The sequence below is a fragment of the Candidatus Leptovillus gracilis genome, from assembly GCA_016716065.1.
GTDB lineage: Bacteria > Chloroflexota > Anaerolineae > Promineifilales > Promineifilaceae > Leptovillus > Leptovillus gracilis.
This window is the reverse complement of the sequence record JADJXA010000011.1, coordinates 40,836-56,431: the sequence shown is the minus strand read 5'-3', so window position 1 is coordinate 56,431 and position 15,596 is coordinate 40,836. Positions and strand designations below refer to the sequence as shown.

Genomic DNA, 15,596 nt, shown 5'->3' with positions numbered 1-15,596 from the left:
GCGCTGCTTAATCCAGGTCCATATCCAGCTTGCCGGACAATCGTTGGGCATCGGCCACATCCAACGCCGCCGCCGCGGCAATGGCCGCCAGAATATCCTCATCCGTATCGTCACCGATCAGCGTTTTGCTCAGATCAATGTCCTCAGCCAGGGCGCTTACACGCATCTCTTCACGCGCTACCAACTGCTGCTGATGTTTATTGAAGCCGGTCCCGGCAGGTATCAACTTACCGATGATCACGTTTTCCTTCAAACCATGCAGGTGGTCTTCACGGCCGCCAATGGCCGCGCCAGCCAGCACTTTGATGGTGTGCTGGAAGGAACTGGCCGAGAGGAAGCTCTCCGTGTTCAACGCCGCTTTGGTAACACCCAATAACACCGACTCTGCCTGGGCCGGGATGCCACCTTCTTCGATGATTTCCTCATTATTGGCCTGGAAGAGGGCCAGATCGATCAGTTCGCCGGGCAGCATTTCCGTGTCACCCGAAGCGGTCACAATCACTTTGCTCAACATCTTGCGAATGATGACCTCGAAATGCTTGTCGTGAATGTTCTGGCCTTGCGGGCGGTAAACGATCTGCATTTCACGCAGCAGGTATTGGGTTACGGCATCACGGCCCAAGATTTCCAGAATGCGGTGCGGATTCTTGGAACCTTCGGTCAATTGATCACCGGCGTTTACCATCTGGCCGTCGGAGATCAACATACGCATACCGGCGGGAATTTCGTAATCGCGCTCGTCACGGCTTTCCCAGATCACCCGCAAACCGCGCGCGTCGCGCACCAGGTGTCCGCCATGCCGGGCAGTGATGATTTCGTCATCTTTTTCGGCGATGATCGCGCCGGGGTCTACTTCTTCTTCACCGTCAAATTTAATCTGCCAATCGCCAGGGATTTCGTAGACGTCTTCTACCAGTTTGCTTTCAGTGACAAAGACGTGGCGCACGCCATCCACCATGCGAATTTCGGCGATGCCGCCAATTTCGGTCATCACGGCCTCGCCCTTAGGCCGTTGGCGCGCCTCAAACAACTCTTCCACGCGGGGCAAACCCTGGGTGATGTCGCCGGCCGCAGAAGCCGTACCACCGGTGTGGAAGGTTCGCAGAGTCAACTGGGTTCCCGGTTCACCGATGGATTGGGCCGCCACTATACCAACGGCCGTACCCAGTTCTATCAGCTTACCGCGCGCTAGGTCAATCCCATAACATTTCTTGCATACACCACGTCGCAGTTCACAAGTCATGGGCGAATAAACGTAGACTTCAGCAATACCAGAGGCGTCAACCGCCTGAGCCAATTCATCGGTAAACAATTCATCTTCGTGGATGATAATTTCGCCCGTTGTTGAATCAACCACGTTTTGCGCTGAGGCACGGCCGTACAACCGTTCGGCCAATGTCTGTTTGCCAAAGTTATCGGCGCGGCGCACGTAAATACCTTTTTTCGTGCCACAATCATCGGCCATGATGATGATGTCCTGGGCAATATCCACCAGGCGACGAGTCAGATAACCGGCGTCGGCTGTGCGCAGCGCGGTATCCGCCAGACCCTTACGCGCGCCATGTGTGGAGATGAAGTATTCCAGCGTATTCAGGCCCATGCGGAAATTCGATTGGATGGGAACGACAATGATACGGCCGCTGGGATCAGCCATCAGACCGCGCATCCCGGCCAACTGGGTAATGGGGCCAAATCCACCCTTACCCGCGCCGGACAAAGCCATAATGGCAATCGGGCTGCCGGGATCCATGGCGTTGCGTACCGCTTTTTCCACCTGATCCTTGGCGCTGTTCCATTGTTCCACAGTGCGCTGATACTGCTCGTCTTCAGTCAACAGACCACGACGGTACTGGCGGTCAATCTCGTCCACGCGCTTACGGGCGGTCAGCAAAATCTCTTCACGCTCTTCCGGCACAGTCAGATCTGATACGGCAATGGTCGTACCGGAAATAGTGGCGTATTTGAAGCCGATGTTCTTGATGCTGTCTACCAATTCAATGGTGGCATCGTCACCCAACAGGCGGTACACCTTGTTGATCAAAGACGTAACGCCGCCTTTATCCAACACGCGGTTAACAAAACGGGCTTCGGGCGGCAACACTGTATTAAAGATAACCCGTCCCGGCGATGTCTCGACAATGCGCTCGCGCGGTTTGCCGTCGGCGTGGCGCTCATGGTTGTCGTTGTAATAATCGGTGGTTTCCAGCCGGATGCGGGCATGGATATCTACGTAGCCCAGGTCGTAGGCGGTCAGGACTTCTTCGATGGAACTGAAGATGCGGCCTTCTCCATGACGGCCGTCTTGCATCAGTGTCAGGTAATACACACCCAACACCATATCCTTAGACGGCCCCACAATTGGCTCGCCGTTGGCTGGTTTCAACAGGTTGCGCGTGGCCATCATCAACGTTTTGGCTTCTTCAACCGCCCGATCCGACAACGGCACATGAACCGCCATCTGGTCGCCGTCAAAGTCCGCGTTAAAAGCGGCGCACACCAACGGATGCAGTTTGATGGCTTTGCCCTCTACCAACATGGGCATAAACGCCTGAATACCCAGGCGGTGCAGCGTCGGCGCGCGATTCAACATGATCGGCCGGCCAACAATAACCTCTTCCAGGACCTGCCACACTTCTGGCTGCTGCCGCTCGATAAAACGGCGCGCGCCCTTCACATTGCTGGCGTGTCCATACTTCACCAATTTGCTAATGACAAAGGGGCGGAAAAGTTCCAACGCCATCGTCTTCGGCAAACCACACTGGCCCAGCTTCAGCTTGGGACCCACCACAATGACCGAACGGCCGGAATAGTCCACACGCTTGCCCAACAAGTTGCGGCGGAAACGCCCCTTCTTGCCTTTCAGCATGTCGGACAGAGATTTTAGCTCGCGCCGGCCACGCCGGCTGAGCGCCTTGCCCCGTTGGCTGTTGTCAATCAGGCTGTCCACCGCTTCTTGCAGCATACGCTTTTCGTTGCGCACGATTACATCTGGCGCGCCCAATTCTAACAGACGCTTCAGACGGTTGTTGCGGTTGATAACCCGGCGATACAAATCATTCAGATCAGAGGTGGCAAAACGGCCGCCATCCAACTGCACCATCGGGCGCAAATCAGGAGGAATTACCGGCAAAACAGTCAGAATCATCCACTCCGGCCGATTGGCGCTCTGGCGCAGCGCTTCTACCACCTGTAAACGGCGGGTGGCTCGTTTGGCGGCTTGCTTGGAGCGCGTCGTGCGTACTTCACGCCATAAATCGCGCGACAATTTCTCCAGGTCCATGCGCCGCAGAATTTCGTACAACGCCTCAGCGCCCATATCAGCCTTGAAGACGTTGCCAAATTTGCTCTTTAGTTCGCGGTATTCTGTTTCGTTCAGAAACTGCATTTGCGCCAACGACTCTAGTTGTTCTTTATTTGCCTGATACTGCTGGCGTAGGCGAGAAGTTTTCAGACCAATTACGTCACGCTTTTCCTGCCCGACAACTTGTGTTTCCGTGCGCAGTTCCTCAATCTCTTTCCGCAAATCCGCCACCTGGGTTTGGTGGGATTCTTCGTGTTCTTGCTGCACGCGGGTCAGGCGGTCGGTGGTAATTTCTTGCACCAAAACCACGTGTTCACGACCAACCGTCTCCCCTTTTTGGGCGATAATTTCGCCGTCTAATATGAAGTCTTCAGGGGCGGGTCCTTTTTTCAAGTTCCCCAACCGCTGTTCCATCATTTTCGCTTCGCGCACGATATTATCGGTCATTTCCGACAGGCGGTCATCGAAGGTAGCGTTTAACATCGCCAACTGCTCCTCCAATTCGGCCAGACGGGAGGCAACGTCTACGGTAGCGTCGGCGACTTCGCCTTGCATCTCTTTTTCCAGGCGCAGTTCTGCTTCTTCTAATTCGTCGTCCAGGCGCTTGATGGCCCGCTGGCGCGCTTCGTCGTCTACGCTGGTGGTGACATATTGGGCAAAATAAAGTACGCGGTCCAGATTACGACGTGATACGTTTAGGAGCAGCCCCATGTAGCTGGGGACGCGGCGGGTGTACCAGACGTGGGCCACGGGCGCGGCTAATTCAATGTGTCCCAGTCGTTCTCGTCTGACCGAAGAGCGGGTAATTTCTACGCCACATTTGTCGCAAACGATACCCTTGTACCGAATATTCTTATATTTGCCGCAGTAACATTGCCAATCCCTCGTCGGACCAAAAATGGCTTCGCAGAACAGGCCATCCTTTTCTGGTCTTAAACGACGATAGTTGATTGTTTCCGGCTTGGTGACTTCACCGTAAGACCAAGACCGGATTTGTTCGGGGGATGCTAGGCTGATTCTAAGCGAGCGGAATTCTGTTGTATCCACCAGGTGACCTCCCAAAAAATTTGAAGCTCGGACCAATTTGTATGATTATCAAGTGGCGACGCGCGCCTGAGGGGATAAAGTGTGTATAAACACATAAAAGAGCGTATGGCAAAACAGCCAACGCTCTTGAAGTGACACAGAACACTTTATAACATAAGCCAATTATTTTATTAGTAAACAGGGATATGTCAAGAGTATCCCCGTTAGAGATTCCTTAAAAAAGCCAATTGGCTATAGTAGCAGAGAATAAGAATTTGTCAAAAATGGGGAGGACCGAAAAGCTCAGGTGTAACGGCCGTTCCTTGAGTCGAAATCCTATGACAACCGTTTGGGCCAAAGGTTACTTTTGGCACTCCCCTAATACCATACATCCGTTACACTTTTGCCCTGTACTGGGTTGGTAAGATTAAAATATTAGCAGCGGCTGTGGCAAACGCAGCCACTTTAGAGGTATTTATGCCTGCAAATGATCCGCGTATTCTTGAACTGCGCGCCATGCGCGAGAAGGTTCGACAGGGTGGAGGTCAGGAACGCATCGCCACCCAACATGCCAAAGGCAAGTTAACAGCCCGCGAACGACTGGACCTGCTGTTAGACGCCGGTACGTTCAACGAACTGGAACCCTTCATCGTTCATCAGGGCGACGAGATGGGCATTGCCGCCGAAAAATATCCGGGTGATGGTGTTGTCACCGGGTATGGGCTGATTGACGGCCGTACTGTCTACGTCTATGCCCAGGATTTCACCGTCTACGGCGGTACCCTGGGTGAAATGCAAAGCCGCAAAATCTGCCGGATGATGGACCTGGCCGTGCGCAACGGCGTCCCCGTCATCGGCTTGTTAGACTCCGGTGGCGCTCGCATCCAAGAAGGCGTTAAGAGCATGGGCGGCTACGCCGAAATCTTCCGGCGCAACGCGCTTTATTCCGGCGTCATCCCCCAGATCAGCTTGCTGCTTGGCCCATGCGCCGGCGGCGCGGCCTATTCCCCGGCTCTGACCGACCTGATCATCATGGTCGAGAAAACATCCTTCATGTTCCTCACCGGGCCGGATGTTATCAAGGCCGTCACCGGTGAAGTAATTGATGCAGAAAACCTGGGTGGGGCTGAGGTACACATGTCCATCAGTGGCACGGCTTCGCTGTGCGCCCCAACAGAAACAGAAGCGCTGGCCCTGTGTCGCCAGGTCATTGGTTACTTTCCGTCCAACAACGTCGAAAACCCGCCCCTCGTCGCAGCCACAGACGACCCCCTGCGCATGGACCCTGAACTCAACAACATTGTCCCCCTGGACTCTTCCGAGCCTTACCGGATGCACGAAGTCATTCAACGTGTTGTGGACCAGGGGACCTTTCTGGAATTCCATCCGACCTGGGCCTGTAATGCCATTGTCGGCTTCGCGCGCATGGGCGGGCACTGTGTAGGCATTATCGCTCAAGAACCAAGCGTGATGGCGGGTGTCATTGACATAGACGCGGCCGACAAAATGACGCGCTTTGTCCGCATGTGCGACTGCTTTAACATACCCTTGGTTACATTTGTAGATTCGCCGGGCTTTTTGCCAGGCGTCGATCAGGAACATCGGGGCATTATCCGCCATGGCGCCAAAGTGTTGTATGCCTATTCGGAAGCCACCGTGCCCAAAGTAACGGTCATCACGCGCAAAGCGTATGGCGGGGCCTACGTGGTAATGGGCAGCAAATACCTGGGCACAGACGTGACCTATGCCTGGCCCAGCGCTGAAATCGCCGTTTTGGGGGCCGAAGGAGCTGTCAACATCCTGTTTAAGAAGCAGATCATGGCCGCACCTGACCCGGTAGCCGAACGCGAACGGCTGGCAGATGATTATCGTTCGCAGTTCAGCAATCCATATTACGCAGCCAGGGCCGGCTATGTAGACGACATTCTGGAACCCTGGGAAACGCGGCCCAAAATCATCGCTGCGCTGACGGCCCTGCGTGATAAATTCACCACTGCGCCGCGCCGCAAACATGGGAATATCCCCGTATAACGTATTGGAAGGATCAGGAGCGTGGCCTTTCTGAAACGTTCCGCTTTGTATCTGAAAAAGGAATTACAACAATGTCTGATGATTTATTGATTGCCGGGCAAATTGCCATCGTGGGAATGGGGCTTGTCTTTGCCTCGATTCTTTTGCTGTGGCTGGTTATGTCGCTCCTGGTCCATGGAACGGCCGATCGACAGGCAGAAGAGACACAAACGGCCGATTCTGATCAGGCAGTTGGGTTGGAAAGGAAGCGGCAGGCTGCGGCAACGGCCGTTGCCATTGCCCTGGCCTTAGAAACAGACGCCAAACCTCATATCCTTCCCACGCCCCCCACGCCCCTCGTCAGCGCCTGGCAGGCTGTTATGCGCAGCAGCATTCTGGAAAAACGGGGGTCTGTACGATGAAACTAACCGTTAAAATAGACAACCAATCATTTACCGTAGAAGTCGGCGACTTACGGACCCGACCGATTATCGCCACGATTGGTGAAACGCAGTTTGAAGTCTGGCCCGAAATGGAAACCGCCAGCACGACACAAAATGGTCAGGTTGGGGCCGCCCGGCCATTTCCCGCCTCGCCAACGCAGGCAGCCGCAGCGCCTGCGGCAAAAAGCGAACGCGCCAGATTGGTTCGCGCACCCATCCCTGGGATGGTAAGCGCAGTCATGGTACAGGTCGATCAGGTCGTGGTGGTTGGGCAACCCTTGTGTACTCTGGATGCCATGAAAATGAGCAATACAATTCGAGCTACCCGCGCCGGAACGATTGCTGGCGTAACCGTAACCGTTGGGCAGCATGTCAAACACAACGACGTATTGGTTGAATATGCAGATTAATGCAGTCCCCGGCGCTTCGTAGGCATCAGGGGCCTGAACGCTTCCTTATTTAACAATGGACTTCACCCAGCTTCTTCCTGAGCTTTTCAAGGGCATCGCCAATTTTACTCTCGGTAATGCCTTGATGATTCTGGTGGGGGGCATCTTAATTGCTCTGGCCATCATCAAAAAATACGAGCCGGTTCTTTTGCTGCCCATTGGTTTTGGCTGCATTCTGGGCAACATTCCTATGGCGGGCATGACAGATGGTGATGGTTTATTCAGCCTTCTGTATCGTGTCGGCATCAGCACAGAACTGTTCCCTTTGCTGATTTTTATCGGCGTTGGGGCGATGATTGACTTTAGTCCTTTACTGGCGCAGCCCAAAATGGTTTTGCTGGGCGCAGCTGGACAGTTTGGCATTTTTGGCACGCTGATTTTAGCCACCCTGCTCGGTTTCCCGCTAAACGAAGCAGCTTCCATCGGAGTCATTGGTGCAATTGATGGGCCGACCTCCATTTTTGTAGCGACCAAATTGGCGCCCCGGCTGCTTGCCCCCATCGCTGTCGCCGCTTACTCCTACATGAGCCTGGTTCCCATCATCCAGCCGCCACTGATGCGGCTGCTAACAACCCCAAGTGAACGGCGCATTCGCATGGCCTATGCGCCGCGACCAGTCTCATGGCGGGGGCGCGTGCTGTTTCCGGTGGTTGTCACCCTGGTTGTTGGCCTTCTGGTTCCCGAGGCCACACCCTTGATCAGTATGCTGATGTTGGGCAATTTGCTGCGCGAGAGTCTTGTTGTAGATGGGCTGAGCAAATCGGCGCAAAACGAGATCGCCAACGTGGCAACGCTGTTCCTGGGTGTGACAATTGGCTCGACCATGAGCGCCAGCACCTTTCTAAACCTGGATACTTTGGGCATTCTTGTTCTGGGCCTGGTGGCTTTTGCTTTGGATACAGTGGCCGGACTGCTGTTGGGCAAAACAATGGCCGTCCTGAGCGGGGGAAAGATCAATCCGCTGCTGGGCGCGGCCGGCATCAGCGCTTTCCCAATGGCTGGCCGCCTGGTGGCCAAAATGGCCCAAGATGAAGATTTTGACAACTTTTTGTTGATGCACGCAATGGGCGCAAATACGGCGGGGCAGTTAGCCAGCGTTATGGCTGGGGGGGTGCTGTTGGCGCTCGTCTCAGGGGCAATGTAGCAATTTACCGGCTTACTCCTCGTTCAGCGCACAAGAATTGGAATCAGCTTATCCAGATCCGGGCAAGCCGATTCCTCGCCCCTTTGGTAATCGCCTAAGAAAAATTCCGGTTTTTGGCATGGTTCAATTCAGGCGATATGGGCTTTTACAAATTTAACAAAAAAGCGTGTCATTCCTTCGGCGTTGCTCAGACCTTGTCCTGAGCAACGCCGAAGGAATGACAATTCAGTCTGAATTTGTAAATAAGATGTTCCGCTCGACGAACCATGCCATCATTTAGGCGACCGGTTCGCCCAGTATGTGTTTGAGATAGGCTTCCATGAAGTCGTCTAAACGGCCGTCTAGCACCGCCTGCGTATTGCCCACTTCATAGTTCGACCGGTGGTCTTTGACCATTTTGTAGGGGTGGAGGACGTAGGAGCGTATCTGGCTGCCCCAACCGGCGTCCACGTCTTCCCCTTTTAGTTCGGCCATTTCGGCGTCTTGTTTACGTCGCTCCAGGTCGAATAACTGCGATTTGAGGATGCCCATGGCGACTTCCATGTTTTGCGTGAGGGAGCGTTGGTTTTGACAGGCAACAACAATACCGGTGGGTAGATGGACAATGCGCACGGCCGTTTCGTTCTTTTGCATATGTTGGCCGCCGGCGCCGCTGGAACGAAAGCGGTCTATGCGCAAATCCTTCTCGTCAATCTCAATCTCAATGTCCCCAGCCACATCCGGCCACACTTCCACTTTGGCAAAAGAAGTGTGGCGGCGCTTGGAAGCGTCGTAGGGCGAGATGCGCACCAGACGATGCACGCCGCGTTCAGATTGGAGACGGCCGTACACATAATCCCCCTCCACCGACATCAGGCAGCTCTTAATGCCCGCTTCATCGCCGCTGCTCTCGTCCAGAATTGTCACCACAAAGTTGTGCGACTCCGCCCAGCGGACAAACATCCGCTGTAACATCTGCGCCCAATCCTGCGCTTCGGTTCCCCCCGCCCCGGCATGAATCGCCATAATCGCGTTTTCACTGTCATACTCGCCGGAAAACAGCGCCCGAAATTCCAAATCGGCTACCTGACTTGCCAATGCGGCTGTTTCCCGTTCAAGTTCAGGAGCCAGTTCATCATCATCCAGTTCAGCCAGTTCCAGCGTATCACTCAACGCCCTGCTCAGACCTTCCCAAACAGTCACCTGGTCCTTCAGGCGCGTCAAATCGCGCATCACCACCTGGGCTTTTTCTGGATCATCCCAGAGGTCTGGCTCCCCGGCAATGTATTGCAGTTGTTCAATCTTCTCAAGTTTGGCGGCTACGTCAAAGACGCCTCCGCAAATGGTTGACCGTTTCCTGTAACTCGCCTAACTGCGCTATTAATGTTTCCATCTTAAACTCCTTCGAAAATGGGAGCGCGGACGTCCCGTCCGTTCTGGCAGGCGAGACGCCTGCGCTCCCAGGGTGTTCATTCGTGGTAGTGTGCCCCACTGCAAGAAGTCTCCCTTGAAAATAGTCCACAGATTTGACAGATTTCACAGATAGAAAATCTGTGTCCATGTGTAGAATCACTTATCCTTCGGTGGCGAACAGACCGTTAACAAATTGGTCGGGATCAAATGGGGCCAAATCCTCAATGGCTTCACCCGTGCCGATAAAACGCACTGGCAAACCTAACTCGCGGTAAATGGCAAAAACCATGCCCCCTTTGGCCGTGCTGTCTAGCTTGGTCAAAATGACGCCGGTCGCTTTCACCGATTCTTTGAACTTGGCGGCCTGCACCAGGGCATTTTGGCCGGTGGGCGCGTCTAGTACCAAAAACACCTCATGGGGCGCAGCATGGACGCTTTTACGACAGACGCCATATACCTTTTCCAACTCCTTCATCAGGTTGAATTTGGTGTGCAGGCGGCCGGCTGTGTCCACAAACAGCAAATCATAACCGCGCGCGCGTGTCGCCCGGATGGCGTCGTAGGCGATGGCCGCCGGGTCGCCGCCGGGTTGGCCGGCAATCACCGGCACACCCGAACGCTCGCCCCAGATTTTTAGCTGGTCAATGGCCGCCGCACGGAATGTGTCGCCGGCCGCCAGCAGCACATTTCTGCCCAGGTTTTTATAGCGATAGGCCAGCTTGCCAATGGTGGTAGTCTTGCCAGAACCGTTCACGCCAACCACCATCACCACCGTCAGTTGGCGTGGTTCATGTAATTCATAGACCGGTGGATCCACCAAAATGGCGCGCATTTCTTGTTTCATGGCCGCCAGAAGTTGGTCGGCCCGGAACAGCCCTTCGGCCTCAACGCGCTCACGCATCGCCGAAACCAGATCGATGGTTGTAGGCACACCCACATCGGCCTGAATCAGCAGCGCTTCCAGGTCTTCCCAGGTCTCTTCGGTAATTTCCCCCATACCCAAGACGTTAACAATCTGCCCAAAAACAGTTTGGCGGGTACGGTTTAATGATTCACGAATACTTTTGAACAAGGCAATCCTCTTCTAATTCAAAATCACCACTCGCCACAAATTTCATCTCCGTGTTTTCCGTGCCTCTGTGGTGAACAGTTGCTTTTAGGGATGCAAAACAAAGGCGAAGTATAACAATGATCAGGGTGAAGGCAATTCGATGATTTCGCCATCAGACGTTAATTGTTCGACGCGCAAGGTAGCCTGATTAAGCTGTTTGTTGCACAGCTCGGCCAATTTTTGCCCGCGCTCAAAGAGGGCGAGAGATTCATCCAACGTTAACTCGCCGGCTTCCAGACGGGCTACAATCACCTCTAATTCTTTTAAGGCTTCTTCAAACGTTAAAGCATCTATCTCTTTTTCCATCCTGTACCTTTCTTTTGCTTGTTAAGGGCATGGTTAATGCGCTTCAATGGTTGGTTGATGATCGCCCTGCAAATACTCCTGAATGTGCCGTTTCATGCCTTCGCTAACGTCTGGCGGCAGCGCTGTCAGGGGAAAATATTGGCAGGCGGCAATCTCAAAGTCGGTCTGGCCGTTCAGTTGAAAATCTTCGCAAAGAAACATGACCACATGGTCGCTTTTGTACTCGCTGAGATAGGTATAAAGGCCCCAAAAACGGAGTTCGCCCAGTGTGGCGCCCACTTCTTCGCGGGCTTCACGGCGAGCGGCGTCGGCAAAGGATTCACCGCGCTTCAGGCCGCCGCCGGGAAAAAACCAGCCCGGCCGATAAGTGTGCCAGACCAACAGAACGGCGTCATCTTGAATGAGCATTACCCGGACGCCCCAGGAGAGCGGCCTGAATATGCGCCAATAGATTCTACCCAGACTGTACAGCAGACGCGCTTTAAGGTGCAAGGAATCCAACCCTGGTTTGTTGATGTTGGTGTTCAAAGGTGTACCAGACCAGCCGCACGGCCGTTACCGGGCACAACTGAAGCAAACCGATACCCATCCCCCGCCTGTCTTGTCATCATGATGCCTTCACCTGCGCGTCAATTTGCCCATCGGACACCTGTATCATCAGGGCGTCGCCCGGCGCGGCATCGGCGACGGCGCGTATGATACGGCCGTCGGCCCGGCGCACAATCGCATATCCCCGCGACAACGTCGCCAGCGGGCTAACGGCCGTTAACCCGGCCTGTAAAACTGCCAACCGCCCACGCTGGCGCGCCAGCCGGTTGCCCATTGCCCGGTCCAACCGCGCCACCGTCACATCCAACCGCTGCTGGTTATTTTCCAGCCGCGCCTGCGGGCTGAGGTGCGCCAGCGCCCGCACCAATGTTTGCACCCGCCACCGCTTTTGCCGGATCAGGTCATCCAGTTCGGAGCGCAGCAGCGTCTGCAGAGCTTGCAGCAGCGGCCGTATCTCCTCAATGTCTGGCGTCGCCAATTCGGCCGCCGCCGATGGTGTTGGCGCGCGCCGGTCGGCGACAAAATCGGCGATGGTGAAGTCGGTTTCGTGGCCCACCCCGGTGATGATGGGGTGTTGGGCGGCAAAAATAGTTCGCGCCACCCGCTCGTCGTTGAAGCCCCACAGGTCTTCGATAGAACCGCCACCGCGCGCCAGGATGATGGTATCAATGTCGGTACGGCCGTCCAGCCATTGTAAGGCGCGCACAATTTGCGCCGGCGCGTCGGCCCCCTGCACCAATGTCGGGGCGATGAGTACGGCGGCCAGCGGGTAGCGCCGATTCAACACATTAAGGATATCGCGCAGGGCGGCGGCGTCGGCCGAGGTGACAATGCCTATTTTGCGCGGCGTCGGCGGAATAGGCTTTTTGTGCGCCGGGTCGAACAGCCCTTCATCGCCGAGGCGCTGCTTTAGCTGCTCGAAGGCGACGGCCAGACTGCCCCGGCCGGCGGGCTGCATATGCTCCACATAGAGTTGGTATACGCCGCCGGCTTCGTAGATGGAGATACGGCCGTCCGCCACCACCGCATCCCCTTCACGGGGCTGAAAAAGCAGCCGCTCGGCCGCCGAGCGCCACATGACACATTTAATCTGCGCCCCGGCATCCTTCAGCGTGAAGTAAAAATGACCGGAACGCGCCTGGGTAAAATTGGAAATTTCGCCGCTGACTTCCAGGTCTTGCAGCCGGTAATCAATGGCGAACAATTCGCGGATATAAGCCGTCAGTTCGCTGACAGTCCACGTAGATGGCTGGAATGGGTCGCCAGCCTGAGCGAAAAGTCCCACGCTTCCTCCCTAACGCTGCTGCCCTTGCCCGGCGCGCCACACTTCATAGTCGGGCACATCTTCGCCTACCGACCAAAAAAAGAAGTATGCGCCCATCGGTCCCATAAATTTGAATTCCCGGCTAAACTTTGCAGCGCGTGAATTGTAGTCCGCACCATCCAGGGAACGCAAATAGGCATAAAAGGAGCCATGCCGGGCGATGAGGTCCCGACAGACGCGGGCATTGTGGATGGTGGCCTCGATTTTACGGCCGTTGCGCACAATTCCCCTATCTTCGACCAAGCGCTCCACATCTTCCTCTGTAAACGCGGCCAGTTTGTCCACATCAAACCCGGCAAAGGCAGCTTGAAAATTGGGCCACTTCTGGCGAATCACTCGCCAGCTAAACCCAGCCTGAAACACAGCCTGGGTTATCTTTTCCAGATAACCGGCGTCATCTGCCGGCACTGCTCGTGGCGGAATCTCATACTCATCCGGTGCAGCCATTGTTACCTCGCTGAGAACCATACAGGCGCGCAGCACCTTTGAACTGCGTCACGCCTCACGATAGAACATACGCTCTGATTTTATGCGTCTTTTTCGCTGCTGGCAAACGCAGTTGTCTTTGTTTTGCGGATCATGCTAAAATTTTCTATTATCACATTTGGAGGTGACGTCTGGAAAGTTTAGAATTTGCTCACATATTGGTTGATTCCATCCTGGATAAAAAAGGCGGCGACATTGTACTGCTCGATTTGCGCGAACAAACCGTATTCGCCGACTACTTTCTGATTTGCAGTGGGGAAAACGACCGGCAAATCCGTGCCCTGGCCGAAAGTGTGCGCACGGAAGCCAAACAAGAAGCCGGCATCATCGCTTCCGGCATCGAAGGCGTTCCTGAAGCCGGTTGGATTCTGATTGATTTTGGCGACCTGATCGTCCACGTGTTTTCGCCGGACAAGCGAGATTACTACAGCCTGGAAGATTTGTGGGCCGACGCCCACGTGGTCTTACGAATGCAATAAAAAAGAGCGCTGACAACAGCGCTCTTTTTGGTCGCATTCTTGGCGCGAACCGCCACAACAGAGCGTCTATTCCCGAATCCAACCGTCGGTGACGCGATTCCAGGCTACCAATTCAGCCGCCGAGAAGAACAGGTTCACTTCTTTGACCGCATTTTCCGGGCTGTCTGAGCCATGCACCAGGTTGCGGCCAATTTCCATGCCAAAATCGCCACGGATGGTTCCCGGCGCCGCCGCAACGGGATTGGTGGCGCCCATGGTGGAGCGGGCGGCGGCGATGGCGTCTTTGCCTTCCCAAACCATCGCCAGCACCGGTCCAGAGGTGATGTATTGAACCAGGCTGTTGTAAAACGGCCGTTCCTTATGCACCGCGTAATGGGCCTCGGCCAGTTCTTGGGACATTTGCATGAATTTCATGCCCACCAGCTTCAAGCCTCGGCGTTCAAAACGGCCGACAATGTCACCCAGCAGACCGCGCTGTACGCCGTCTGGCTTTACCAAAATCAATGTACGTTCCATTCAAATCTACTCCCAAAATATGATTATGGGCAGCAGCGAATCCGCCACCGCCCTGATTTTACATCTGGTCAAGCGCCTGGCGATACGTTTCCAGCGCTTTTTGCAACTGTCCGTTGCGCATATAGGCATCGCCCAACATGCGGCGTACCAACGGTTGGCCGGCGTGTTGGTTGGCCGTCACTTCCAGGTCGGCGATGAGGGTATTTAAGCCCTCGCCTCTTTCCACAAGCCAGGCGTAATCCTGCATGGCGGCATCAACTTCGCCGCTGGCCAGGGCGTGCCGCGCCGCATCGAGCCGGTTGGCGTCTAATTCCACCGCCGAAACACCCAAGTCTAAATCCGGAACCAGCAAGTCGTCGTCGAAGTCCATCTCATCTGGCAGCGATAATGGGCTGAGTGGGCCGGTCTGCACCCGCGAAGACAGCGGGCCGGTTTTGCCGGTGGCGCGAGAAGAAGCCGGCTCTGGTCCGGAATCTAATGCACCGGTTCCGGCGGCCGTCGCTTCTTCTTCGGCGGCCAGCCAGCCATCCAGGTCTGGTTCGGGCAGGGCGACTAACCAATCGGTGTGTCCCACGACGCGGGTCTGGCTCTCGTTGCCCTCTGTAGTCAACCAATCGGGCAGCGAATCCTCGTCCTCGTCGTCGAAGTCGGTGGCTTGAGTGTCGGCCGCAAAGGCGTTTAGCAGGGCGCTATCGAGTTTGCTATCATCTGAGAAAACATCGTCCCATTCGTCTGACGGCCGTTCCTCTGCTTCTACCTCTTCCACCGCATCTTCGATTGCTTCATCAGCCAGGGCCATTGTCTGGGCAGCGACAATCCAGTCTGGCATAGCCAGCTCTTCATCGGCCTGGATCGGTTCGGTGACGGTGGGCAGCTCGTCTAACGAGGCGCCTTGCCGGGCGGCTAATTGTTCCAACCAGGCCATGGCGTCCTCAATGTTGTCGGGCGCAGATGATTCGGCGGTTTCAACCTGGGGCGGTTCGGCAACGGCCGTGTCCAAATCAACCATTCCTTCCAGCAAATCGTCTAAATTGTCGAAATCGTCCAAATTGTCGCTGTC

The 15,596-nt window shown here is 55.2% G+C and carries 13 protein-coding genes; 5 read left to right on the top strand and 8 right to left on the bottom strand.

Features of this window, described 5'->3' with window-relative positions; all coding sequences use genetic code 11:
* Positions 1-7: 7 nt before the first annotated feature.
* Positions 8-4,351 (bottom strand): DNA-directed RNA polymerase subunit beta', encoded by a 4,344-nt coding sequence (gene rpoC / locus IPM39_21365; GenBank protein MBK8988585.1) that lies wholly within the window; start codon positions 4,349-4,351, stop codon positions 8-10.
* Positions 4,352-4,804: 453 nt separating this feature from the next.
* Here rpoC and IPM39_21360 point away from each other — a divergent pair, with 453 nt between their 5' ends.
* The 4 genes from IPM39_21360 (at position 4,805) to IPM39_21345 (ending at position 8,373) form a co-directional block, all read left to right on the top strand.
* A complete protein-coding gene (locus IPM39_21360) occupies positions 4,805-6,358 on the top strand; it encodes an acyl-CoA carboxylase subunit beta (protein MBK8988584.1) in 1,554 nt (517 codons plus the stop codon).
* Positions 6,359-6,429: 71 nt separating this feature from the next.
* On the top strand, positions 6,430-6,759 hold the full coding sequence (locus IPM39_21355) for an OadG family protein (GenBank protein MBK8988583.1): 330 nt from the start codon (positions 6,430-6,432) through the stop codon (positions 6,757-6,759).
* Positions 6,756-7,190: an acetyl-CoA carboxylase biotin carboxyl carrier protein subunit gene (locus IPM39_21350; protein MBK8988582.1), complete on the top strand. Its 435-nt coding sequence runs from the start codon at positions 6,756-6,758 to the stop codon at positions 7,188-7,190. Before IPM39_21355 ends, IPM39_21350 begins: the two co-directional genes overlap by 4 nt.
* Before the next feature lie 55 nt (positions 7,191-7,245).
* Entirely contained in the window at positions 7,246-8,373 is a 1,128-nt protein-coding gene (locus IPM39_21345) for a sodium ion-translocating decarboxylase subunit beta (GenBank protein MBK8988581.1), read from the top strand.
* Between the two features lie 276 nt (positions 8,374-8,649).
* Here the strand turns inward: IPM39_21345 and prfB are convergent, their stop codons facing one another.
* From prfB to IPM39_21315, 6 genes are all read right to left on the bottom strand, one after another.
* Positions 8,650-9,696 (bottom strand): peptide chain release factor 2, encoded by a 1,047-nt coding sequence (prfB, locus tag IPM39_21340; GenBank protein MBK8988580.1) that lies wholly within the window; start codon positions 9,694-9,696, stop codon positions 8,650-8,652.
* 229 nt (positions 9,697-9,925) lie between these two features.
* Positions 9,926-10,843 carry a signal recognition particle-docking protein FtsY gene (gene ftsY / locus IPM39_21335; GenBank protein ID MBK8988579.1) on the bottom strand — a complete coding sequence of 306 codons (918 nt, stop codon included), beginning with the start codon at positions 10,841-10,843 and terminating at the stop codon, positions 9,926-9,928.
* A gap of 114 nt (positions 10,844-10,957) precedes the next feature.
* On the bottom strand, positions 10,958-11,182 hold the full coding sequence (locus IPM39_21330; GenBank protein ID MBK8988578.1) for an exodeoxyribonuclease VII small subunit: 225 nt from the start codon (positions 11,180-11,182) through the stop codon (positions 10,958-10,960).
* 33 nt (positions 11,183-11,215) lie between these two features.
* A complete protein-coding gene (locus tag IPM39_21325; GenBank protein ID MBK8988577.1) occupies positions 11,216-11,590 on the bottom strand; it encodes an NUDIX domain-containing protein in 375 nt (124 codons plus the stop codon).
* A gap of 199 nt (positions 11,591-11,789) precedes the next feature.
* Positions 11,790-13,016, bottom strand: a complete 1,227-nt coding sequence (gene xseA, locus IPM39_21320; protein MBK8988576.1) for an exodeoxyribonuclease VII large subunit — start codon at positions 13,014-13,016, stop codon at positions 11,790-11,792.
* Positions 13,017-13,025: 9 nt separating this feature from the next.
* Positions 13,026-13,502: a DNA-3-methyladenine glycosylase I gene (locus tag IPM39_21315; protein MBK8988575.1), complete on the bottom strand. Its 477-nt coding sequence runs from the start codon at positions 13,500-13,502 to the stop codon at positions 13,026-13,028.
* A gap of 170 nt (positions 13,503-13,672) precedes the next feature.
* Between IPM39_21315 and rsfS the strand changes: the two genes are divergently transcribed.
* A complete protein-coding gene (rsfS, locus tag IPM39_21310) occupies positions 13,673-14,020 on the top strand; it encodes a ribosome silencing factor (protein MBK8988574.1) in 348 nt (115 codons plus the stop codon).
* Positions 14,021-14,086: 66 nt separating this feature from the next.
* On the opposite strand, the gene ndk is transcribed toward rsfS, so the two are convergent.
* The gene (gene ndk, locus IPM39_21305; protein ID MBK8988573.1) at positions 14,087-14,536 is read right to left on the bottom strand and encodes a nucleoside-diphosphate kinase; all 450 of its coding nucleotides are present in this window, start codon (positions 14,534-14,536) and stop codon (positions 14,087-14,089) included.
* Positions 14,537-15,596 lie beyond the last annotated feature (1,060 nt).